This is a genomic window from Pseudomonas salomonii, from assembly GCF_900107155.1.
Taxonomy (GTDB): Bacteria; Pseudomonadota; Gammaproteobacteria; order Pseudomonadales; family Pseudomonadaceae; genus Aquipseudomonas; species Aquipseudomonas salomonii.
Window position 1 is genome coordinate 459,215 of the sequence record NZ_FNOX01000001.1, and the last position, 20,630, is coordinate 479,844.

23 protein-coding genes are annotated in these 20,630 nt (G+C 61.1%); 10 read left to right on the forward strand and 13 right to left on the reverse strand.

Annotated features, from left to right (window positions below; all coding sequences use genetic code 11):
* Nucleotides 1-71: 71 nt before the first annotated feature.
* From moaC to moaE, 3 genes are read left to right on the forward strand one after another with little or no spacing between them, the layout of a single operon-like run.
* Nucleotides 72-545, forward strand: coding sequence for a cyclic pyranopterin monophosphate synthase MoaC (gene moaC / locus BLV67_RS02250; protein WP_056858942.1), 474 nt, complete (start codon nt 72-74; stop codon nt 543-545).
* Nucleotides 542-784: a molybdopterin converting factor subunit 1 gene (gene moaD, locus BLV67_RS02255; RefSeq protein ID WP_065912578.1), complete on the forward strand. Its 243-nt coding sequence runs from the start codon at nt 542-544 to the stop codon at nt 782-784. Before moaC ends, moaD begins: the two co-directional genes overlap by 4 nt.
* Nucleotides 785-786: 2 nt before the next feature.
* Complete coding sequence (gene moaE / locus BLV67_RS02260) at nt 787-1,236, forward strand: molybdopterin synthase catalytic subunit MoaE (protein WP_069786120.1); 450 nt, start codon at nt 787-789, stop codon at nt 1,234-1,236.
* A gap of 91 nt (nt 1,237-1,327) precedes the next feature.
* On the opposite strand, the gene rhlB is transcribed toward moaE, so the two are convergent.
* Together rhlB and BLV67_RS02270 are read right to left on the reverse strand one after the other, a co-directional pair.
* Entirely contained in the window at nt 1,328-2,791 is a 1,464-nt protein-coding gene (rhlB, locus tag BLV67_RS02265; protein ID WP_069786121.1) for an ATP-dependent RNA helicase RhlB, read from the reverse strand.
* A gap of 102 nt (nt 2,792-2,893) precedes the next feature.
* The gene (locus BLV67_RS02270; protein ID WP_065912583.1) at nt 2,894-3,550 is read right to left on the reverse strand and encodes an alpha/beta hydrolase; all 657 of its coding nucleotides are present in this window, start codon (nt 3,548-3,550) and stop codon (nt 2,894-2,896) included.
* A gap of 345 nt (nt 3,551-3,895) precedes the next feature.
* Here BLV67_RS02270 and BLV67_RS02275 point away from each other — a divergent pair, with 345 nt between their 5' ends.
* The 4 genes from BLV67_RS02275 (at nt 3,896) to BLV67_RS02290 (ending at nt 8,065) form a co-directional block, all read left to right on the forward strand.
* The gene (locus BLV67_RS02275; RefSeq protein WP_017135202.1) at nt 3,896-4,927 is read left to right on the forward strand and encodes an amino acid ABC transporter substrate-binding protein; all 1,032 of its coding nucleotides are present in this window, start codon (nt 3,896-3,898) and stop codon (nt 4,925-4,927) included.
* A gap of 72 nt (nt 4,928-4,999) precedes the next feature.
* Nucleotides 5,000-6,181, forward strand: coding sequence for an amino acid ABC transporter permease (locus tag BLV67_RS02280; RefSeq protein WP_065912585.1), 1,182 nt, complete (start codon nt 5,000-5,002; stop codon nt 6,179-6,181).
* A gap of 10 nt (nt 6,182-6,191) precedes the next feature.
* Nucleotides 6,192-7,289 carry an amino acid ABC transporter permease gene (locus tag BLV67_RS02285; RefSeq protein ID WP_056858936.1) on the forward strand — a complete coding sequence of 366 codons (1,098 nt, stop codon included), beginning with the start codon at nt 6,192-6,194 and terminating at the stop codon, nt 7,287-7,289.
* Nucleotides 7,290-7,300: 11 nt separating this feature from the next.
* Entirely contained in the window at nt 7,301-8,065 is a 765-nt protein-coding gene (locus BLV67_RS02290) for an amino acid ABC transporter ATP-binding protein (protein ID WP_003171943.1), read from the forward strand.
* 52 nt (nt 8,066-8,117) lie between these two features.
* Here BLV67_RS02290 and BLV67_RS02295 read toward each other — a convergent pair whose 3' ends face one another.
* Together BLV67_RS02295 and BLV67_RS02300 are read right to left on the reverse strand one after the other, a co-directional pair.
* Nucleotides 8,118-8,606, reverse strand: a complete 489-nt coding sequence (locus BLV67_RS02295; protein ID WP_065912587.1) for a type II toxin-antitoxin system MqsA family antitoxin — start codon at nt 8,604-8,606, stop codon at nt 8,118-8,120.
* Nucleotides 8,603-8,914 (reverse strand): type II toxin-antitoxin system MqsR family toxin, encoded by a 312-nt coding sequence (locus tag BLV67_RS02300; RefSeq protein ID WP_069786122.1) that lies wholly within the window; start codon nt 8,912-8,914, stop codon nt 8,603-8,605. Before BLV67_RS02300 ends, BLV67_RS02295 begins: the two co-directional genes overlap by 4 nt.
* A 159-nt stretch (nt 8,915-9,073) precedes the next feature.
* On the opposite strand from BLV67_RS02300, the gene BLV67_RS02305 reads away from it, so the two are divergent.
* On the forward strand, nt 9,074-9,733 hold the full coding sequence (locus BLV67_RS02305; protein ID WP_069786123.1) for a FadR/GntR family transcriptional regulator: 660 nt from the start codon (nt 9,074-9,076) through the stop codon (nt 9,731-9,733).
* Nucleotides 9,723-10,988 carry a CynX/NimT family MFS transporter gene (locus tag BLV67_RS02310; protein WP_069786124.1) on the forward strand — a complete coding sequence of 422 codons (1,266 nt, stop codon included), beginning with the start codon at nt 9,723-9,725 and terminating at the stop codon, nt 10,986-10,988. The genes BLV67_RS02305 and BLV67_RS02310 overlap by 11 nt, the downstream gene beginning before the upstream one ends.
* Here the strand turns inward: BLV67_RS02310 and BLV67_RS02315 are convergent.
* The 9 genes from BLV67_RS02315 to BLV67_RS02355 all read right to left on the reverse strand — a co-directional run bounded on the left by BLV67_RS02315 (nt 10,985) and on the right by BLV67_RS02355 (nt 19,344).
* The gene (locus BLV67_RS02315; protein WP_069786125.1) at nt 10,985-11,629 is read right to left on the reverse strand and encodes a DUF1120 domain-containing protein; all 645 of its coding nucleotides are present in this window, start codon (nt 11,627-11,629) and stop codon (nt 10,985-10,987) included. The genes BLV67_RS02310 and BLV67_RS02315 overlap by 4 nt on opposite strands.
* 25 nt (nt 11,630-11,654) lie before the next feature.
* The gene (locus BLV67_RS02320; RefSeq protein ID WP_069786126.1) at nt 11,655-12,794 is read right to left on the reverse strand and encodes a DUF1120 domain-containing protein; all 1,140 of its coding nucleotides are present in this window, start codon (nt 12,792-12,794) and stop codon (nt 11,655-11,657) included.
* Between the two features lie 11 nt (nt 12,795-12,805).
* Nucleotides 12,806-15,259, reverse strand: coding sequence for a fimbria/pilus outer membrane usher protein (locus tag BLV67_RS02325; RefSeq protein WP_176727910.1), 2,454 nt, complete (start codon nt 15,257-15,259; stop codon nt 12,806-12,808).
* A 118-nt stretch (nt 15,260-15,377) separates the two neighbouring features.
* On the reverse strand, nt 15,378-16,082 hold the full coding sequence (locus BLV67_RS02330) for a fimbria/pilus chaperone family protein (RefSeq protein ID WP_065912600.1): 705 nt from the start codon (nt 16,080-16,082) through the stop codon (nt 15,378-15,380).
* 33 nt (nt 16,083-16,115) lie between these two features.
* On the reverse strand, nt 16,116-16,790 hold the full coding sequence (locus BLV67_RS02335; RefSeq protein WP_069786128.1) for a DUF1120 domain-containing protein: 675 nt from the start codon (nt 16,788-16,790) through the stop codon (nt 16,116-16,118).
* A gap of 3 nt (nt 16,791-16,793) precedes the next feature.
* On the reverse strand, nt 16,794-17,411 hold the full coding sequence (locus tag BLV67_RS02340) for a DUF1120 domain-containing protein (RefSeq protein WP_069786129.1): 618 nt from the start codon (nt 17,409-17,411) through the stop codon (nt 16,794-16,796).
* A gap of 12 nt (nt 17,412-17,423) precedes the next feature.
* A complete protein-coding gene (locus BLV67_RS02345) occupies nt 17,424-18,044 on the reverse strand; it encodes a DUF1120 domain-containing protein (protein WP_065912606.1) in 621 nt (206 codons plus the stop codon).
* Nucleotides 18,045-18,075: 31 nt separating this feature from the next.
* Nucleotides 18,076-18,720 carry a DUF1120 domain-containing protein gene (locus BLV67_RS02350; protein WP_240034980.1) on the reverse strand — a complete coding sequence of 215 codons (645 nt, stop codon included), beginning with the start codon at nt 18,718-18,720 and terminating at the stop codon, nt 18,076-18,078.
* Nucleotides 18,721-19,344, reverse strand: a complete 624-nt coding sequence (locus BLV67_RS02355; protein WP_069786130.1) for a DUF1120 domain-containing protein — start codon at nt 19,342-19,344, stop codon at nt 18,721-18,723. It lies immediately after the preceding gene.
* A gap of 393 nt (nt 19,345-19,737) precedes the next feature.
* Here BLV67_RS02355 and BLV67_RS02360 point away from each other — a divergent pair, with 393 nt between their 5' ends.
* On the forward strand, nt 19,738-20,556 hold the full coding sequence (locus BLV67_RS02360) for a response regulator (RefSeq protein WP_065912610.1): 819 nt from the start codon (nt 19,738-19,740) through the stop codon (nt 20,554-20,556).
* Nucleotides 20,557-20,630 lie beyond the last annotated feature (74 nt).

A 20,630-nucleotide genomic window follows, 5' to 3' on the forward strand; every position in this document is an offset into this window, starting at 1 on the left:
ATGGGATAAACAGCCCTGCGCAAAATTGACTCACAGGTTTACAATTGCCGCTCCTGATCAGGAGTATCCCTGTGCTGACTCATCTCGATTCCCAAGGTCGCGCCCATATGGTCGACGTCACTGACAAAGCCGTGACGTTCCGTGAAGCTGTGGCCGAAGCGCGGGTGCGCATGCTGCCCGACACCTTGAAAATGATTGTCGACGGCGCCCACCCCAAGGGTGACGTGTTTGCCGTGGCCCGCATCGCCGGGATCCAGGCGGCGAAAAAAACCAGTGACCTGATCCCGTTGTGCCATCCGCTGATGCTGACCGGCGTCAAGGTTGAACTGCGCGCCGACGGTGTGGACGCTGTGCATATCCTCGCGCGCTGCAAACTCAGCGGCCAGACCGGCGTGGAAATGGAAGCGCTCACCGCCGCCAGCGTCGCAGCCCTGACCATCTACGACATGTGCAAGGCCGTGGACCGCGGCATGACCATCGAAAGTATTCGCCTGCTGGAAAAGCTTGGCGGCAAAAGCGGGCATTTCAAGGCGGACCAGGCATGAGCATCAACGTATTGTTTTTTGCGCGTTATGCCGAAGCGACAGGCTTCGATTCACTGGAGATGGAGGGCGAGTTTGCTACCGTCGATGCGGTGCGTCTGGCGTTGGCGGCAGACCCTGAGTTTGCGGTGCTCAATGAGAGCAGCCTGATGTGCGCGCGTAACGAGGAACTGTGCGGCCTCGACGAGCCGGTGCAGGCCGGTGATGAAGTGGCATTTTTCCCGCCCGTGACCGGAGGCTGAACATGGCCATTCGCGTACAGGCCGAGGCATTCGACCCCGGCGCAGAGGTCAACGCCATGCACGCCGCCAATGTCGGCGTGGGCGCGGTGGTGAGTTTTGTCGGCTATGTACGCGACTTCAATGATGGCCGCGATGTGTCCGGGATGTTTCTTGAGCACTACCCCGGCATGACCGAAAAAGCCCTGGCCAAGATCAGCGTGGAAGCCGAGCAGCGCTGGCCGTTGCTCAAGCTGGAAGTGCTGCACCGCATCGGCGCGTTGGAACCGGGCGAGCCGATTGTGTTTGTGGCGGCGGCCAGCGCCCATCGCCAGGCAGCGTTTGATGCCTGTGCGTTTGTGATGGATTACTTGAAGACGCGGGCGCCGTTCTGGAAGAAAGAGAACACCCCGCAAGGGCCGCGTTGGGTGGAAGGGCGGGGCAGTGATCACGCGGCGGCGGAGCGCTGGAAATAAACCGCTGACTAAAGGTGTATGGAGACCCAAATGTGGGAGCTGGGCCAGCTCCCACACAAGCCAGCTCCCGCATTTCCTACTGTATTCCAGCTTAAGGACGTTTGCGCTCTACCGCCCGCAACAGGTGCGTCGGCGGCGTCTCGCAGCTGATCTTGCGACCCAGCAACGTCTCGATCGACGGCAACTGATATGAATCATCCTCGCCGGCAAAACTGATCGACACCCCTGCCGCCCCGGCACGACCCGTACGGCCAATGCGGTGCACGTAGTCGTCCGGTACTTCCGGCAACGTAAAGTTGATCACGTGGCTGATGCCGTCGATGTGAATCCCGCGCCCGGCCACGTCGGTGGCCACCAGCACGCGGATCTTGCCTTCGCGGAAACCTTCCAGGGTCTTGATACGCTTGTGCTGCGGCACATCACCAGACAGTTGCGCGGCATTGACGCCATCACGCACCAGGCGTTCTTCGATGCGGCGCACCTCGTCCTTGCGGTTGGCGAACACCATCACGCGCTCCCAGCCGTTGTCGTTGACCAGGTTGTAGAGCAGCTTGTACTTGTCGGCCCCGGCCACGGCATAGATGTGTTGCTCAACGTTTTCGCTGGCAACGTTCAGCGCTTCGATTTCGACGATGGACGGGTCGGTGGTCCACTGCTTGGCGAGGTTCATCACGTCTTCGGTGAAGGTCGCGGAGAACAGCAGGGTCTGACGCTCGTTTTTCGGCGGGGTCTGGCGAATGATCTGGCGTACCTGCGGGATAAAGCCCATGTCGAGCATGCGGTCGGCTTCGTCCAGCACCATCACTTCAACCATGTCCAAATGCACGTCGCCGCGCTGGTTGAAGTCGAGCAAGCGGCCTGGCGTGGCCACCAGGATGTCGCAGTGACGGGCTTCGAGGTGCTTGAGCTGCTTGTCGAAGTCCATGCCGCCTACGAACGTCATGACGTTGAGGCCGGTGTACTTGGTCAGGTCGGCGGCGTCCTTGGCGATCTGCACCACCAGCTCGCGGGTCGGGGCGATGATCAGTGCGCGCGGCTCACCCATGTAGCGTTCTTTGGGCGGCGGCGTTTGCAGCAGCTGGGTGATGATCGAGATCAGGAACGCGGCGGTCTTGCCGGTGCCGGTCTGCGCGCGGCCGATGGCGTCTTTGCCGGCGAGGGTGAAGCCCAGCACCTGCGCCTGGATCGGCGTGCAGTACGGGAAGCCCAGGTCCTGGATGGCGTGCATCAGTTCCGGGGCCAGTTTGAAGTCATGGAAGCGGGTCTTGCCTTCCTGAGGCTCGACCACGAAGTCCTCGAGTTTCCACGGGGTCACGGGCGGCTTTGGTGCACGTTCACGACGCGGCGCTTTCGGCGCCGGTGCGGGGGCTGCCTCGACAGGTTGGGCCTGTTCGGGCGCGGCCACCTTTGGCTTCTGCGGCTGTGCGGCAGGTGCGGTCCGGCCGGGCTGTCGGCCGTCATTGCGGCTGCCGGAGGAGGGCACGGGAGCACTGGGAACTGGCGCGAGCGGCTCAGCCTCGCTTTTGCCGAACATCTTCTTAAGTGCTTTGAGCACGGTGATCTCATTAATTGGTTAAGGAATGTACGCCGGCCAGTGTAATGCAAGAAACGGGCGCGGCGTAGTGCGTCTGTCATACAGCTACATAAACGCTGGTGTTCAGCCCAGGCGGGCGGCCAACCAGGCACCGATATCGCGTATCTCTTCGGGTAACACTTCGTGACCCATTGGGTATTCCTGCCATGTCACGGTGACACCACGGCTGTTTAAATGCTCGTAGGCGCTGCGGCCCATGGCGTTCTGCACCACGTCATCGTATTGGCCGTGCAGGCACAGCGTTGGAATACGCTGCTGGCTGGCGGACAACTCCAGTTCATCGCCAAAGGTCGGTGCATAAGTCGAGAGGGCGATTACGCCACCCAAGGGTCCCTGCCAGTTAAGGAAGGCGGTGTGGAAAACCACGGCGCCGCCCTGGGAGAAACCCGCGAGGAAAATTCGCGAAGCGTCTATTCCGGTTCTCTTCTGCGCTTCGATCAAGTCGGTGACCATTTTGGAAGATGCTTCCAACTCTTCCAGGCTGATCGATCGGGCCGGGCTCATGGCCTTAATGTCGTACCAACTCGGCATCTCGTAACCGCCATTTATGGTTACCGGGCGTGTCGGTGCCTGGGGCAAAACGAAGCGCGTGCTCAGCAGGTTTTCCTGCAACGCTTCGGCCACCGGCAAAAAGTCATAGCGATCGGCACCCAGGCCATGCAACCAGATAACGCAAGCGTCTGCGGGCTTGGCGGGCTGAAGAATCAAGGGTTCGGTCATGTCTGCTCCATATATGTGCGTGCGCTCCGATTGGGTGCGTCGGAACGGTGCGCGACGGGTTGATCTGTTAAGAGAATGTCGCAACGTTGAATGTTTTGCTATTGACCATGGGCTGAAACGACTCAGCCACCACTCTGGTACGCGCCTTGCTATGTGTAGGTCGATGTCAGAACTATCTTATGACGGTAACACTATCAGTGACTGCCGTTTGTGGGATAGCAACTGGAATTACCGCGAAAACCTCATGCCGCTTGACCCCAAAAAAAGCCAACACGGGTCGATATCGCCTCATAAGGGTGCGCTGAGGTTCGAGCTCCGACACAACAAGAGCAACTGGAGGTTTGAATGAAGGTATTGAAATCCACCCTGGCCATCGTTTCCGCGGCTGCTGTACTGGGTGTCAGTGGTTTTGCCCAAGCTGGCGCCACCCTGGACGCCGTGCAGAAAAAAGGCTTTGTGCAATGCGGCGTGAGTGACGGCTTGCCGGGTTTCTCGGTGCCGGATGCCAGCGGCAAGATCCTCGGGATCGACGCTGACGTGTGCCGCGCTGTGGCCGCTGCCGTGTTCGGTGACGCAACCAAGGTCAAATTCAGCCAGTTGAACGCCAAGGAGCGTTTCACCGCGCTGCAGTCCGGCGAAGTCGACGTACTGTCGCGCAACACCACCATGACCAGTTCGCGCGATGCGGGCATGGGCCTGAAATTCCCAGGCTTCATCACCTACTACGACGGTGTTGGCTTCCTGGTGAACAACAAGCTGGGCGTTAAAAGCGCCAAGGAACTGGACGGTGCAACCATCTGCATCCAGGCCGGTACCACCACCGAGCTGAACGTTTCCGACTACTTCCGCGCCAACAACCTCAAATACACGCCGATCACCTTCGACACCTCCGATGAAAGCGCCAAGTCGCTGGAATCCGGTCGTTGCGACGTGCTGACCTCGGATAAATCCCAGCTCTACGCACAGCGCAGCAAACTGGCTTCGCCGAAAGACTACGTGGTTCTGCCGGAAACCATCTCCAAAGAACCACTGGGCCCGGTCGTGCGTAACGGCGACGACGAGTGGCTGGCCATCGTGCGCTGGGTTGGCTACGCCATGCTCAACGCTGAAGAAGCCGGCATCACCTCTAAAAACGTTGAAGCTGAAGCCAAGTCCACCAAGAACCCGGACGTTGCTCGTCTGCTCGGTTCCGACGGCGAATACGGCAAAGACCTGAAAGTGAAAAAAGATTGGGTTGTACAGATCGTCAAGCAAGTCGGTAACTACGGTGAAGTGTTCGAGCGCAACCTGGGCAAGAGCACCCCGCTGGAAATCGACCGTGGCCTGAACGCACTGTGGACCAACGGTGGCATTCAATACGCACCCCCTGTGCGCTGATCGCTGATGGTTCTATCACCCGGTGGGCCAACCACCGGGTGATGTTCTGTTCCATTCTTTCCGGGGCACTTCATGCAAAATCAAATCGGCGCACCCAAGCAGAAGCTCAGCTTCAGCGACCCTAAAGTGCGTGCGTGGCTCTTCCAGATCATCACCATTGTGGCGGTCGTCGCGCTGGGCTGGTACCTCTTCAACAATACGCAGACCAACCTGCAACACCGGGGCATTACCTCGGGTTTCGACTTTCTTGAGCGCAGTGCCGGCTTCGGCATCGCTCAGCATCTGATCGACTACACCGAATCGGACAGCTATGCCCGCGTTTTTGTAATCGGGCTGCTTAACACCTTGCTGGTGACTGTGATCGGTGTGGTCCTGGCGACTATCCTGGGCTTCATCATCGGCGTGGCGCGCTTGTCGCCCAACTGGATGATCAACAAGCTGGCGACGGTGTATGTGGAAGTGTTCCGCAACATCCCGCCGTTGCTGCAAATCCTGTTCTGGTACTTCGCGGTATTCCTGACCATGCCGGGGCCGCGCAACAGCCATAACTTCGGTGACACCTTTTTTGTCAGCAGCCGTGGCCTGAACATGCCGGCGGCGCTGGCTGCCGATGGGTTCTGGCCGTTTGTAGCCAGTGTGGTGGTTGCCATTGTGGCGATCGTGCTGATGGCGCGGTGGGCCAACAAACGCTTTGAGGCCACCGGCGTACCGTTCCATAAGTTCTGGGCGGGCCTGGCGCTGTTTATTGTGATCCCGGCTTTGTGTGCCTTGGTCTTCGGCGCCCCGCTGCATTGGGAAATGCCCAAGTTGCAAGGCTTCAACTTTGTCGGCGGCTGGGTACTGATCCCTGAACTGCTGGCACTGACCCTGGCGCTTACCGTGTACACGGCGGCGTTTATTGCCGAGATCGTGCGTTCGGGCATCAAGTCCGTCAGCCACGGCCAGACCGAAGCCGCACGCTCCCTGGGCCTGCGCCCTGGGCCAACGCTGCGCAAGGTCATCATCCCGCAAGCCCTGCGGGTGATCATTCCGCCGCTGACCAGCCAATACCTGAACCTGGCGAAAAACTCGTCGTTGGCCGCCGGTATCGGTTACCCGGAAATGGTTTCGCTGTTTGCCGGCACGGTGCTCAACCAGACCGGCCAGGCCATCGAAGTCATCGCCATCACCATGAGCGTGTACCTGGCGATCAGCATCAGCATTTCCCTGCTGATGAACTGGTACAACAAGCGCATTGCGCTGATCGAGCGGTGAGGAAACGCACATGAGTTCGCATACTTTCAAACCCGATATGCCGCCGCCGAACAAAGTCTTCGGACCGATGGCCTGGATGCGCGCCAACCTGTTTTCCAGCTGGCTCAACACCTTGCTGACACTGTTGGCGTTCTACCTGATTTACCTGATCGTGCCGCCCATCCTGCACTGGGCCATCCTGGATGCCAACTGGGTCGGGACCACGCGCGCCGATTGCACCAAAGAGGGCGCCTGCTGGGTGTTTATCCAACAGCGCTTCGGGCAGTTCATGTATGGCTACTACCCCGGCGACCTGCGCTGGCGCGTGGACCTGACCGTGTGGCTGGCTATCGTGGGCGTGGCGCCGTTGTTCATCTCGCGGTTTCAACGCAAGGCTGTGTATGGCCTGGGTTTCCTGGTGCTGTACCCGATCATCGCCTACTGCCTGCTGCACGGTGGGGTTCTGGGCCTGACCAACGTGCCCACCAGCCAATGGGGCGGCTTGATGCTGACCCTGGTGATCGCCACTGTCGGCATCGCCGGCGCCTTGCCGCTGGGCATTGTGTTGGCACTGGGGCGACGCTCGAACATGCCGGCGATTCGCGTGGTCTGCGTGACCTTCATCGAGTTCTGGCGCGGCGTGCCGTTGATCACCGTGCTGTTCATGTCCTCGGTGATGCTGCCGCTGTTCCTGCCCGAAGGCATGGGCATCGACAAGCTGCTGCGTGCATTGATCGGCGTGATCCTGTTCCAGTCGGCCTACGTGGCCGAGGTGGTGCGTGGTGGCCTGCAAGCGATTCCCAAAGGTCAGTACGAAGCGGCCGCGGCGATGGGCCTGGGTTACTGGCGCAGCATGGGCCTGGTGATTCTGCCGCAAGCCCTGAAGCTGGTGATCCCCGGCATCGTCAACACGTTTATCGCGTTGTTCAAGGACACCAGCCTTGTGATCATCATCGGCCTGTTCGACCTGCTCAACAGCGTCAAGCAAGCCGCCGCCGACCCTAAATGGTTGGGCATGGCCACTGAAGGCTACGTGTTCGCCGCCCTGGTGTTCTGGATTTTCTGTTTTGGTATGTCGCGCTATTCCATTCATTTGGAACACAAGCTCGACACAGGCCACAAGCGTTAGGAGTTGTTGTTATGAGCGAAGCGATCAAACAGCCTGTGAGCCCTGAAGGCATTATCCAGATGCAGGGCGTCAACAAGTGGTACGGCCAGTTCCACGTGTTGAAAGACATCAACCTCAACGTCAAGCAGGGCGAGCGTATCGTGCTGTGCGGCCCGTCGGGTTCGGGCAAGTCCACCACCATCCGCTGCCTCAACCGCCTGGAAGAGCACCAGCAGGGCCGCATCGTGGTCGATGGCGTGGAACTGACCAACGACCTCAAGCAGATCGAAGCGATCCGCCGTGAAGTCGGCATGGTGTTCCAGCACTTCAACCTGTTCCCGCACCTGACCATCCTGCAGAACTGCACGCTGGCGCCGATGTGGGTGCGCAAGATGCCCAAGCGCAAGGCCGAAGAAATCGCCATGCACTACCTGGAGCGTGTGCGTATTCCGGAGCAGGCGCACAAGTTTCCGGGGCAACTGTCCGGCGGCCAGCAGCAGCGTGTGGCCATCGCCCGTGCCCTGTGCATGAAGCCGAAAATCATGCTGTTCGATGAGCCGACCTCGGCACTCGACCCGGAAATGGTCAAGGAAGTACTCGACACCATGATCGGCCTGGCCGAAGACGGCATGACCATGTTGTGCGTCACCCACGAAATGGGCTTTGCGCGCACCGTGGCCAACCGCGTGATCTTCATGGACAAGGGCGAGATCGTGGAACAGGCGGCGCCGAATGACTTCTTCGACAACCCGCAGAATGATCGGACCAAGTTGTTCTTGAGCCAGATTCTGCATTGATCGAAGCTTGAAACAATAAACCCGGCCTGGTGCCGGGTTTATTTTTGCCTGTTCAGGAGGCCTTGAGTGCTTCTTGTGTTTCGTGGTTGACGGTGCAGGTGAAGGCGTTGCGCAGGTCTGCACCTTCGGCCAGCTCTTTGGCGTCGGCGAGCAAATGCGGGTAACGGTCCAGCAGGCGCATCAACACCATCAACGGTTTGGGCGGCGTTATTTCGCCGCGTTCGTAACGTGAGAATGCGTTGTGCCCGCCACCGGACAGCCGTTCTACGGTTTCTTTTTGCGTGAGCTGCAGTTTGCGGCGGATACGTTTGAGTTCGGCTCCGACCATCCGCCGAGCGGCGTGAAGCAACTCATCCCCTGCTTTGGCATGGCGCTCGGAGCATTCAGAGTCATACATGCCGTCCTCGCACACCTCGCATTCCCAGCCCGAAAGATCATCAATGCGCTGCTCCAGGCCTTTGATGCGCAGGGTTTCACTGCGGCCCTCAAAACGCACCATGGCGTCGGGGGCACCGCAAATGAAGCAATGTTGGGTTTTCATAGGTTCATCCCTTTGAAGGAGATCACCGGTGGGTTACTGCCGGAGCAGTAAGTGACCTTGATGTAAATCTCCAGACCGTGTGAATGGATGTGGTAGACGTCTTGCCAGACGCGGTGATCGGCGTAGGTGGTCATCGACTTGTACAGCATCCTGTTCTGTAGTTTGAAAACGACCGCCTGCATCTGGCTGATGTCGAGGTCGAGATTCTTTCCCGCCTCCTTGGCTGCACGGGTGAATGCTATTGCACCCCGTCGCCTGACATCCGCCTTGATCACGGCCAGATCGTAGTGAGGTGTGTACTTTTCCATAAGACACCTGAGTCCAATAATTACCCTATATGGGTAATTTTACCAATCGAAAATACTGCTCCTTTTGCTGCCTATGAACCCTAGTGCGTTGCCTTTGTAGGCAAGTCTGAATAGGCTGTAGGAAAATTCATCCTATGATTGGACGAAAGTGAAAAATCCATGACAGACATCGCCCCTCTGATCAAACGCTCCCTGGTCGATCAAGCGTTGGAGCAACTGCGCTGGCGTATTACCGAAGGCAAATGGGCTATCGGTGAACGCCTGCCCACCGAGCCGGAGTTGTCTGCCGAACTGGGCATCAGCCGTAATACCGTGCGTGAGGCCATGCGGGTCCTGGCGTTCTCGGGTCTGATCGAAATCCGCCAGGGCGACGGCAGTTACCTGCGCTCGATGACCGACCCGCTGGGCACAATGCGTGCGCTGTCCCACTGCACACTGGCGCAGGCGCAGGAGACGCGGCAGATTCTCGAAGTGGAGGCCATCGGCCTGGCGGCATTGCGCCGTACCGAGGACGACCTCAAAGGGCTGCGTGAAGCCCTTGAGCGCAGCGGCGAGCTGTACCACGGTGATCTGGAAGCCTATATCAGCGCTGACCTGGTGTTTCACAAGCGCCTGGTGGATGCCGCGCGCAACCCGGCGTTGAGCGAGCTGTATCAGTATTTTTCCAGCATCGTCGGCGCCCAGTTGCGTCAGACCCTGAACATCTCACCCCGTCGCCAGTCGGTATTCGACCTGCATAGCGCGTTGCTCGACGCGGTAGAAAACCAAGACCCCGAACGCGCCAAATCCCTCTGCCGGCAGTTGATCAATGAACCTTGAAGCCAAACGTACGACTGAACTCGAAGAACTGCTGATCGACGCCGAAGCCGATGACGAAGCCGTCCAGCAGGCCCCACCGCAGGTGGCTCGCCCGTGGCTGTTGCTGCTGGGCCTGGTGCTGGTGGCGTTGAACCTGCGGCCGGCGCTGTCGAGCATGTCGCCGTTGCTGGCTGAAGTCTCCGGCAGCCTGGGGTTATCGGCGGCCAAGGCCGGGTTGCTGACCACCTTGCCGGTGTTGTGCCTGGGTCTGTTCGCGCCGACCGCGCCGATCCTGGCCCGACGTTTTGGCGCCGAGCGCGTGGTCCTGGGGATTCTGATCACCCTGGCCTGCGGCATCATTTTGCGCAGTGCGTTCGGTGAAGTGGGTTTGTTCGCGGGCAGCCTGATCGCTGGCGCGAGCATCGGCATTATCGGTGTATTGCTGCCGGGTATCGTCAAGCGTGATTTTGCCAGGCAGGCGGGCGCCATGACCGGCGTCTACACCATGGCGTTGTGTCTGGGCGCCGCATTGGCAGCCGGGGCCACGGTGCCCCTGAGTCAGCACTTCGCCGACAGTTGGGCCATCGGCCTGGGGTTCTGGTTTGTCCCGGCGTTGCTGGCGGCCCTGTTCTGGTTGCCGCAAGTGAGGCAAAAGCACGGCGCCCATCAGGTGGCTTACCGGGTCAAGGGCTTGCTGCGTGACCCGCTGGCCTGGCAGGTGACTTTGTACATGGGGCTGCAATCGTCCCTGGCCTATATCGTGTTCGGCTGGTTGCCGTCGATCCTGATTGGGCGCGGCCTGAGTGCCACCGAAGCGGGCCTGGCGCTCTCAGGCTCGATCATCGTGCAACTGCTCAGTTCCCTGGCCGCACCTTGGCTGGCCACGCGCGGCAAGGACCAGCGCCTGGCGATTGTGGTGGTGATGCTGCTGACCCTCGGCGGTCTGTTCGGTTGCCTGTATGCGCCGCTGGACGGTTTGTGGGGCTGGGCGATTCTGCTGGGCCTGGGGCAGGGCGGCACCTTCAGCCTGGCGCTGACCTTGATCGTGCTGCGCTCGCGCGATTCCCATGTGGCTGCCAACCTGTCGAGCATGGCCCAGGGCATTGGTTACACCCTGGCATCGATGGGCCCCTTTGCGGTCGGCCTGGTGCATGACTGGACCGGTGGCTGGACGGCCATCGGCTGGATTTTCGCCGTGGTCGGCCTGGGCGCGATTGTCGCGGGCCTTGGCGCCGGGCGTGCGCGCTACGTGCAAGTGACCAGCGAGAAACTCTAGAGGTACACCACCTCCAGGGTGGCCGAACCATCGAGTGGGGTTTCCACACTCAAGTCGAGGTTCTGCCGGGCGTTGATCACGGTTTGCACCGTCACGGCGCCCGTCAGGGTACCGATGGCCGTGGGCCCGCTGACGCTGCCCTCGACTTCGGTAAAGCCCAGGTAGCTTCGCGAGCCGATGTCGACAGGGTTGAGGTTGGACGTGCGCCACGCCAGGCCGCCGGTGGTGGACTCGGTGCCGAAGATTTGCGCGGTGTTGCTGGCTTGGGTCTGGCGCGGGTCGAAGGTCATGGAGTACACCCCCAGGCGGTTGCCGCTGATATCAAACCCCAGCCCGTAGTAAATCTCACTGTTGACCATGGCCGAGCCGTCGCGGTTGTCACGCATGCGCAGGGCATAGCGGGTAGGGCCGTTGCAGGCGATGCCGATGCGCAGGGTCTGGACGGGCAGGCGCGTGGCGGTCGTCAGGTTCAAGTCTTGCTGGGCGATCTTGCCGTAGTCGATCACGGCGCCGCCGGGGAACTGCGGCAAACAGGCGGCGGGCGTGATCAGGCCTTTGACGCTCAAGTCCACTGCCGAGGCAGCCAGCAACGAGGGGGCGCAGGCCAGTAACACCAAGCTGTAAAGGACGTGGGTTTTCATGGGGCGGACTCCTTGCAGTGACGGGTTAGGGATAGACGATTTCAAGGGTGCCGGAACCGTTGATATGCACCACCTCGCGCAGATCCAGGCTTTGCATGGGCGCCAGGTAAGTCTTGATGCGCAGGGTGCCGGTCAGGGTCTGGATGGCGACCGGGCCGGTGGTGACACCGGTCTTGTCGGTAAAACCCAGGATGCTGTTGGCGGCCATGGGGATTTGCCGTGCGGTGGAACTGCTCCACGCCACGCCATTGCTGGTGGAGTCGGTGCGGTACAGCGTGGGGAAGGTATCGGCGCTGAACTCCGCCGGGTCGATGGTCAGGTAAAAACGTCCGATCTTGTTGCCACTGGCGTCCAGGTCCAGGCCATAGGCGGTTTCATCGGTGCCGCCGGTGGCCGAACCGTCGCGGTTGTCTTTCATGCGCAGAGCGAAGGGGATCGGCGCGTCGCAGGTCACACTCAAGCGCAGGGTGCGGGTGGGCAGCGGCGATTCGTTGGTGGCACTCAAGTCCTTGGCATACAGGGTGCCGTAGTCCACCACACCGTGGTCCGACAGCGAGGGCAGGCAGGCAATCGGCGCAAAGTGCGCACGCAGTGTCAGTTCCCGGTAGCCCCCGTGCTGTGCCCCGTACACCGTGGCGGTGGTTTCCCAGGTGGTGGCATCGCGCACTTGGGTGGCGGCGAGGTCGGCCCAGGCCCGTAAAGTCAGTTGCAGCGACAGCGTGTTGCCGGTGAGTACCGCGCCGCGCTCGACCGGCGCGATGCCATGGCCGGGACGCCACTCCAGCACGTTGCCAATGGCGACGGGCGCCTGGCCGGCGGCCGGCAGCAAACCCAGTTCTACGGCACGGCCGTCAAGCAGGGCATTGCCGGCTTCGATGGCGTAACTGCCGTGCTCGGTAAATTGCAGGCGCTGCGGGTTGGCGGCCAGGGCGCGGTAGAACAGGCTGAGGTCTTCGGCTTGCGGGCAGTTGACGGTCACGCTCAGGCGCCGCTCGCCGAGCAGGCGTTGCGGCGCGCTGTCGTTCTGCGCCAGACGGCTCATCCGGCCGAAATCCACCAGCGCATCGCTGACGTTCAGTTGGCATTCTTCCAGGGCCTGGGCAGTGCCGGCGACGCCGAGCAGCAGCCACAGGCACAGTTGACGCAGATAAGGTGTGACGGGCATGGCAGACATCCTCAAGGTACGTTGCAACGTGCGGGAGCAGTTTCGAAGTACACCGACGGGTCGGCCTTTGCCGGCAGTTCGTAGCGCAGCTCGCAACGCCCGCCTTGCGGCGTGGTTATCCAGAGCGTTGGCTGCTCCAATACATTGGGTAGAAACACCTGGCTGCCGTCCTGCACCAAAGTGACGAACTCGCCACTGGCAGTGCTGACGGAGGCGCCCGCCGGCAGCGGCGCGCCCTGGTCGTTGCTGACGGTAAGCAGCATGCGGCGGGTGAGACCGACGCCGAACTCAACCCGGTCCACGGCGCCGCGCCCGGCCGAGATCATCGCCAGGCCGTTGTTGATATCGGCATTGCGCGGCAGCGAACGGGTCTGCACTTCCACCGGGCTGCGGCCATAAGCGGCGACTTGCGGCACCACGGCCTGGCCTTGCCAGTCGGTCCACACCGGGCCGCTGGGCGTACTGAGCTTGATGCCGCTCATGTCGCCGACCGACACCAGGGCGAAGGTGTCACGCACCGGGTAGGGGGAAAAGGTCATGCCGTCGCTGTGCAGCACCACACCGCCGCGCGCGCCGCCTTGGTAACTGGAACGCTCGGCATCGGAGCGGCTGTAGCTGAAATCGAGCTGGCTATAGCGCGGCAATGCCGAGACGCCCAGAGTGGTTTCTACCTGATGATCGCTGCTGTCGTGTTCGGCACTGACGCGATAGCTGAGTTGATCGTCGATCTGCTCGGTAACGCCCAGGCCGGTGCGGTTTTCACCGCCGGAGTTACGCACCCAACTGCGCATTCTTCGGCTTTCGCCCAGCGGCACACTGACGTTCAAATAGACTGCGTTGTCCTGTTGCTGGTTGCCGCCCATTTGCCACTCGGCACTGGCCGACAACGCCACCGCGCCGATGCTCGTGCCCCAGGACGCCAGGGCACGGCTGCTGCTGTCGCCGGCGAAATTGGCCGAGCGCGAAACCCCGGCGCTGAACGCGCCCAATAGCGGGTGTGACCAGCCCAGGTTGAGGCTTTGCTGGTCGCGATAACGTGAGTTGCGACGTTCGCTGTTGCGCCCAGGGCTGTCGTCGCGCTCGTAGGTGCTTTCTTCCAGTTCGCGATAGCCGACGCTGCGCCAGGAGTTGGCGGCGCTGATCGACCACTGTTCGCCCAGGCGCTGGGACCATGACAGGTCGGTCTGCACGCCCGAGACCTTTTCCCACGCCTGGGAATTGGACAGCTGAGTCGACAGCTGGATCTGGCTGTCCAGCCACGGCAACCAGCCCAGGCTGGCGCCCGCCGAGCGGTATTCGCTGGCCGCCAGCACGCCTGTGCCCAGGGTCAATTGCGGGTGCAGGGCGCCGGTCCAGCCGGCGCTCACTACCCACGGATCATCGCCCTTGGCGTCACCCACATTGCGCACCCGGCCCGCAGCCACGGCATAGCCCGGCGCCGGTAATCCAAGGCCGAGCATCGCCGCGGGCACCGTAAAACGCCGTTCGCCACCGACACTTTCCTTGACCGTGACTTCGACGTCCGAGCGCGTGTTCAAGCGGCGTACATCGTTCAGGGTAAAGGGCCCGGCAGGCACCACGGTGGAATGAATCAGCGCGCCGTTCTGGCGCACTTCCACCTGTGCCGGGCTGTTGGCGATGCCTTGAATCAACGCGCCTTCGCCCTGTTCTTGCAGCGCATGTTCGGTGAGCACTTGCACGCCGGTGATCTGCGCACCGGACAGTACCGGGTTATAGAGGTTGATCTGCCCGGCCTGCAGCACCGCCTGGTGGCTGGCGAAGGTGCGTTGCGCATAGGCTTCCAGGTGAGTGCTGCGCGACAGCCCATCCTGCCAGGTCTGTACCTGGCGGCTGCGCACGATCCAGTCGCCGGCGTTGAACCCGACTTCGGTATTGGCTGAGCCAAAGCGGCTGGCGTCATCGCCGAAGCGGTTGTAAAAACCGCTGAGGTCGTAGTTGAGCAGCCCGGCAAAACCGCCGGTCTCGTAGCCCGAAATATCCTGCTGCACAGGACGCAGGGCTTCGGTGGGCACCACCAGCGACACCGTCAGTGTCGCCGGGTCCGGCTCCACCAGGGCTTGAGGGTACTGCGCGAGGAAATCCTGACAGCCCACCGTGTCACTGGGGACCACCAGGTTGGCGGCGTCCAGTAACGCACGGTCGAAGCACAGGTTGCCTTGTGGGTCGAAGGTCAGGTCTTGTCGGCCACGCCGCTGGCCGTTGACCCGCAGGTTGACGGTGTGCCGCCCGGCGGCGAAGCGCGGTGCCGCCAGCAGCAGGCTGGCCAATTGCGGGTCGATGCCGCGCTGATGCAAGGTCTGGGCGTCGAAGCCGGACGGGCTGGCGCCTTCGGCCCAGGCCTTGGCAGGCACGAGTGCACAGAGCAACACCACCAGCGACAAGGCCGGGTTGGCGGGGGTATCAGACACGGCTTCGCCGTCACGGTAGCTCAATACTGTTTTCACGCAAGGTACTCGAATAGTGAACGCACAGGCCCGGTGCTCCCAGGCGTTCCGGTGACGGTCAATGAGCCGTCACTTCGTTATCAGGCGGCGGTCTGTATACGGCGCCTGTGGTTTTTAGTCAGAGGGTGATCGGTGCGTCGTAGGCCTTGACCGCAAATCCATACACCGTGGCCGGCTGCAGCCTGACCGTGGTGGCCGGGTCATTGCCGGCCGGCATACTCAATGCCTCACCCGGCAGCACATAGGTGCGCGGCAGCATCGCCTTGCGGTGACTCGGCAACAGCAGCAGTTCCTGCGCCAGGCGCACCACATACGGCGTGTCATTACGCACCTGCAATTGGCCGTCGCGCAGGGTCCAGGTCAGGTCGGTCCACGGCGTGCGGTTGGGCGCCAGGCCCTTGGGATGCACGATAACCGGCAGGTTCTGGCGCACGGTCACGCCCACACGGGCATGCCCGGCGGCGGTGGCCGCGCGGCCTTGGGGCATGCCTTCGAACACCGCCCGTTTAAGCCGCTGGGTGAGTAGCGGCTGCTGGTTCTGCAGGATGAAACGCACCAGCTGGGATTTGGACGCCTCGACCCGCGACAGCGGCGGCGTCACCACCAGCAGTGGCTCGGTGTCTTCAGGAATATCCTGCAAGGTGACATGCAGCAGCGCGAGTTGGCTGTCGGTGTTGGTCACTGACACCGCCGCCTCGCCATCGGCTTCATGCACGATTACTACGGAGGTGTCCGGGACCATACCGTCGGCTTTTACTTGATTGCCGAGTATCAACAGCAAGGCAATCAGGCCCACAGCGGTGTTTGAGAATATCGTCGTCATGACGGGGTTTCCATTAGGCCAAAAGAGGATCGTTCAGAGATAGCGCAGGTCCAGGACGATCGCGCCGTCGAGCGGGACTTCCTGGTCCAGGGTCAGGTACTGCGAAAAATTGATGGCGGTGCTTACTTGAACCTGAACGGTCAACTGGCCGATGAAGTCCGGTTGGCGGTCCCCGACTGGCGCAAAGGCCATAAACACGCGTGGGTAGGCGTTGGGCTCCTGTGACCAGGTTTCGCCGTTGTCGATGGAAGCCAAGGCCTGCATGGGCTGCGCATCGCCCACGGCGTTGCGATAGGCCAACGCCACCGAACCCAGACGCTCCTCGGGGACGTGGATGTTCCTGCCCAGCCCGTAGAAGTAATCGGGGGCCGACGAGGAGTCGGCGCGATTATCAATGCCCACCAGCGCAAACAGCATCGGCCTGGCGCACTGCACGCGCAGGTCGAGCACCTGGACAGGCAGCACGGTGAACTCGTCGGAATTGAGGCTGTGGGACGGAATCTTGCCGTGATCGACGGTGCCGTCATTGGTCAACTCGATAAGGCAGGCGTCTGGGGTGACGCGGCCGGTCACCGTGAGGTCGACAGTCGACGCCGCGTGGGCATCGGCCAGGCACAGCAGGGCGACGAGGCAACTGGCGAACCTGTTCAGTACCGGCACAGGTAGGCGCAGCCCATGCCCGACTGTGTTCAAGGGATGGGCGGCCATGGGTTAGAGGTACTTCACTTCGAGGGTGGCGGAACCGTCGATGTTCACTTCGTTGCTCAAGTCCAGGCCATCGGCGCGGTTGATGATGGTCTGCACCTCCAGCTCAACGTTCAAGTCCTGGACGGGGACGGGTTGGGTGTCGTCATCCATTGCGGCGACGGACATGTACATGCCTGGGTCCCAGAACTTTTCCTGGTACCAGGTTTCCAGGTCATACGAGCCAATGGTTTGCACCACTGTGCCGTCACCCGTGACCGGGTTGCGCAGGGTGAGCGAGTACCGGCCCAGTTTTTGGGTGTCGTTGATAAAACCCAGGCCGTAGTCCGTAGCGAGACCCGAACCCGCGCGGTTATCGATCGAGTGCAAGGCAAACAGGATAGGGGCGTCGCAATTGACCGCCATGCTCAGCGTATTGTTGCCGATCACGGTGACACGGTCTGAGTTCAGGTCTTTGGCGGAAATTTTGCCATGGTCGATCACGCCTCCACCGGACAGGCTGGGCGTGCAGGCGCTGGGCACAATCAGGCCCTTTACCGTCAGGTCGACGCTGGAAGCGGCGAAAGTGTTCGCCGAGTTAAGCAGCAATACACTGGCGGCCAGAATGGCCAATCGTGCTTTCATCGGTGCGGCTCCTTAAAGGTAATTGACTTGTACGGTGGCGTGGCCGTCGATAGGCACTTCGTCGGTCAGCGTCAGGCCGTTTGCGGGTGCAATGTGGGTGATCAGGCGGATCTCGGCGTCCAGTTCCTGTATCGCAATCGGCATCACGCCATCGTTGTTGGCAACGGCTGTCAGCAGGGTGTGGCTGAGCATTACCGAGGGCATCCAGGTCACGCCGCCATCCCTGGAGGTGATGGTGCGCACCGGCACGCCGTCGGCTACCGGCATGTAGAGGCCAAGCCCGGCATCACCGACTTTTTCATCGTTGGGCGTCATGCCCAGGCCATGCCAGCTGAAGTGGTTGGCGGTGGTGCCTGCGCGGTTGTCGATGGTGTTGAGGGTGAAGAACGTCGGCCCGTCGCAGCGCACGCTCAACAGCATGGTTTCCCGTGGCAGATCAGTGTAGGTGTCCGCATTGAGGTCCTTGACCGATACCTTGCCGAAGTCGACGTTACCGCCGCCGGAGACCACAGGGTCGCAGGCGCTGGGCGTGATGATGCCTTTGACGGTCAGATCCTGACTGCTGGCGGCCAGTGCGAGAGACGAGGTGCCCAACAACAGGGCGGCCAGGGGCGCCGCTCTTAAGTAAGTCATCGTTTGAACCTTCCTTAGTACGGGGATGGGGTTACAGGTATTTCACTTCAATCGTGGCGGAGCCATAGATGGGGACCTCAGTGGTCAGGTCCATCCCGGCAGTTGGAGCGATAAGGGTTTGCACCAAAAGCCCCGCAGTTACTTGCTGGACCGGTGTGGGCGCCCAACTGCCGGTCGAGCGATCGCCAAACGAAGCGAGGTCGGCGGCTGGCCAGACGTCGCCTGGGAAGATTTCGAGCCAACTGAGGCCGTTGTCCCGGGACTTAATCACGGAAATCACCGCGCCATCAGCCATTGGGTTATCCAGTGCCAGGGTGTACCCGCCGAGTTTTTTGCCGCTGACCAAGCCCAGGCCGTACGCGTTGCTTGAGTCATAGGCGCTCCCTTGATTGTCGATGCCCTCAAGGGCCAGCAGGGTCGGTGCATCGCAGGTGATCGCCATTTCCAGTCTGTGATTGCCAAGCAAGGTCCAGGTATCGAGCTTCAAATCCTTGGCCGCTACCTTGCCGTGGTCGATGACGCCACCGTTTGAAAGGCTCGGTGCACAGGCGCTGGGGGTGATCAAACCCTTGACGGTCAGGTCGACACTGCTGGCGGCGAACGCGGATGAACTGATGGCGAGCAATAGGGCACTGCTCAGCAGGGACAGGCAGGTTTTCATTTGGAAAGTGTCCATTTACAGGTACCTGACTTCGAAGGTCGCAGAACCGTCGATTGCCACTTCGCTGGTCAATGTCAGGCTGCTTGCAGGTGCAATCGAGGTGTACAGGGTCATGTCCATGACCGCATCCTTGATCGGATGCGGTGCCCAACCGCTATCCCCACGGCTGCCCAGCGCCACCAGATCGTTTGGCGCTACGGCTTCATCATCCAGCAACTCAGTCCATTGACCCTCCGAGTTGTACATGGCGATCAGGGTGGATGCCGTTTCGGCGACGGGGTTGCTGAACACCAACTGATACTTGCCGAGCTTCTGGTTTTCGTTGATCAGGCCCAGGCCAAAGGTGGCGCCGTGCAATGCGGTCCCGGCGCGATTGTCGAGGGGGTGGATTGCAAACAGCGTTGCGGCATCGCAGTTGACGCTCAGTTGCACGGTCTTGTTCTCAAGCCGCGTGGCGGTGTCTTGATTCAGATCTTTTGCCGCGATTTTTCCAAAATCGACATCACCCGGCAGGCTGGGGGTGCAGGCGCTGGGGGTGATCAAACCCTTGACGGTCAGGTCGACGCTGCTGGCGGCCAATACCGAGGAAGTCATGGCGAGTAGCAGGGCACTGCTCAACAGGGATACAGGGGTCTTCATTTTAATGTTCCATTGCAAACTGGCAGATAGAGGCGCGTGCAGGGCTACCCCCGACCCGGTATGAACGGGTGGTTGGCCAAGCGGCGGTCTCGATGTTTATTGGCTGTAGCCGGGGAGTGGCAAGCCGACCCTCTTTGGGGTGAGCACAATTTAGCGAGGGGGATGCGCAGGGGAAATACAACTAATACGACATTGGCAGGACGGCGCAAAGGCAATGATTCAGGGGGGATTTTCGTAGTAGTTGTATGGGCTTTAATTAACTCGAAAGGTTATTTGTTTGCAGCCGATAGCATTCAAAAGGATGCGTCGACCATTGCTGCATGACAGGCCTCACGGGCTATTGCACCAGTGCTGCGGATGGCTGCCGGATCAATAGTCGCGATAGAGGTACTGATGGGGTCGCTGGTAGGTTCAACCGCAAGAGCGAGCCGCCTGCTGAAGCCGCCAGGCACACCTGCGTTTCATTGGCGGCGCCTGCGCGTGCTGGTGGTGGATGACCATTCTGCCTATCGCCTGTTGCTGGGTGGGTTATTGCAGAAACTGGGGCTGGGACACGAGGTGGCCGCCGACGGCTACCTCGGGCTGGTGGCCTATACCAGTCGCCCCTTCGATCTGGTGATCAGCGATTGCCAGATGCCATTTATGGACGGCTACAGCATGGCCCGCGCCATTCGCCAACATGAGTGCGACACCGGGATGAGACGCGTGCCTATCATCGCCTTGACCGCCAACCTGCGAAACGACAGCCCCAAACGTTGTCGCGATGCCGGCATGGATGCCTGGTTGATCAAACCACTGACGCTGGAACAATTGCACGCAGTGCTGGCGCGTTGGTTGCCGGGCGTGCATGACTGCTCCGTCGCCCAGGAGACTGTTGCGCCGCGCGCCGGCTGGCCAACCCGGGCCTCGCTGATCGCAACCTTTGGCAGCGGGGATATCGTCGATCAGTTGTTGGAAACCCTGTTGCTGGAAGCGTGGGAAGACCATCGTGTATTGCGCCACGCCTGCTCGACGTTGAACGCTCCACTGACCGCTGAGCGCCTGCATCGTTTGGTCGGCAGCCTGGTGTTTTTGGGCGGTACAGGCCTTGAGTCGTGTGCCGTGAAGTTGATCGAGCAGGTCCGGTCCCAGGGCGTTGCGGCGCACAAGGTGCAATTGGAATTGTTCCTGGCCCGGTTGCTGGTGTATCTCGAGTACCTGACTGAGGTCTGAAGAACGGTATTTGCTTCAGGCGTTTGCAATCCGACGATCTAGTTTTGGTTGTAGGTTTTTTCCTGTTGTTCTGT

Bases quoted from the DNA above. Each gene is read 5' to 3' on its own strand.
- BLV67_RS02360 (WP_065912610.1), top strand. From the start codon at position 19,738: ATGGGGTCGCTGGTAGGTTCAACCGCAAGAGCGAGCCGCCTGCTGAAG.
- BLV67_RS02340 (WP_069786129.1), bottom strand. From the start codon at position 17,411: ATGAAAGCACGATTGGCCATTCTGGCCGCCAGTGTATTGCTGCTTAAC.
- BLV67_RS02280 (WP_065912585.1), top strand. From the start codon at position 5,000: ATGCAAAATCAAATCGGCGCACCCAAGCAGAAGCTCAGCTTCAGCGAC.
- BLV67_RS02270 (WP_065912583.1), bottom strand. From the start codon at position 3,550: ATGACCGAACCCTTGATTCTTCAGCCCGCCAAGCCCGCAGACGCTTGC.
- moaD (WP_065912578.1), top strand. From the start codon at position 542: ATGAGCATCAACGTATTGTTTTTTGCGCGTTATGCCGAAGCGACAGGC.
- BLV67_RS02305 (WP_069786123.1), top strand. From the start codon at position 9,074: ATGACAGACATCGCCCCTCTGATCAAACGCTCCCTGGTCGATCAAGCG.
- BLV67_RS02350 (WP_240034980.1), bottom strand. From the start codon at position 18,720: ATGGACACTTTCCAAATGAAAACCTGCCTGTCCCTGCTGAGCAGTGCC.
- BLV67_RS02290 (WP_003171943.1), top strand. From the start codon at position 7,301: ATGAGCGAAGCGATCAAACAGCCTGTGAGCCCTGAAGGCATTATCCAG.
- BLV67_RS02335 (WP_069786128.1), bottom strand. From the start codon at position 16,790: ATGGCCGCCCATCCCTTGAACACAGTCGGGCATGGGCTGCGCCTACCT.
- BLV67_RS02330 (WP_065912600.1), bottom strand. From the start codon at position 16,082: ATGACGACGATATTCTCAAACACCGCTGTGGGCCTGATTGCCTTGCTG.
- BLV67_RS02345 (WP_065912606.1), bottom strand. From the start codon at position 18,044: ATGACTTACTTAAGAGCGGCGCCCCTGGCCGCCCTGTTGTTGGGCACC.
- BLV67_RS02295 (WP_065912587.1), bottom strand. From the start codon at position 8,606: ATGAAAACCCAACATTGCTTCATTTGCGGTGCCCCCGACGCCATGGTG.
- BLV67_RS02310 (WP_069786124.1), top strand. From the start codon at position 9,723: ATGAACCTTGAAGCCAAACGTACGACTGAACTCGAAGAACTGCTGATC.
- BLV67_RS02315 (WP_069786125.1), bottom strand. From the start codon at position 11,629: ATGAAAACCCACGTCCTTTACAGCTTGGTGTTACTGGCCTGCGCCCCC.
- moaE (WP_069786120.1), top strand. From the start codon at position 787: ATGGCCATTCGCGTACAGGCCGAGGCATTCGACCCCGGCGCAGAGGTC.
- BLV67_RS02285 (WP_056858936.1), top strand. From the start codon at position 6,192: ATGAGTTCGCATACTTTCAAACCCGATATGCCGCCGCCGAACAAAGTC.
- BLV67_RS02320 (WP_069786126.1), bottom strand. From the start codon at position 12,794: ATGCCCGTCACACCTTATCTGCGTCAACTGTGCCTGTGGCTGCTGCTC.
- BLV67_RS02355 (WP_069786130.1), bottom strand. From the start codon at position 19,344: ATGAAGACCCCTGTATCCCTGTTGAGCAGTGCCCTGCTACTCGCCATG.
- BLV67_RS02300 (WP_069786122.1), bottom strand. From the start codon at position 8,914: ATGGAAAAGTACACACCTCACTACGATCTGGCCGTGATCAAGGCGGAT.
- BLV67_RS02275 (WP_017135202.1), top strand. From the start codon at position 3,896: ATGAAGGTATTGAAATCCACCCTGGCCATCGTTTCCGCGGCTGCTGTA.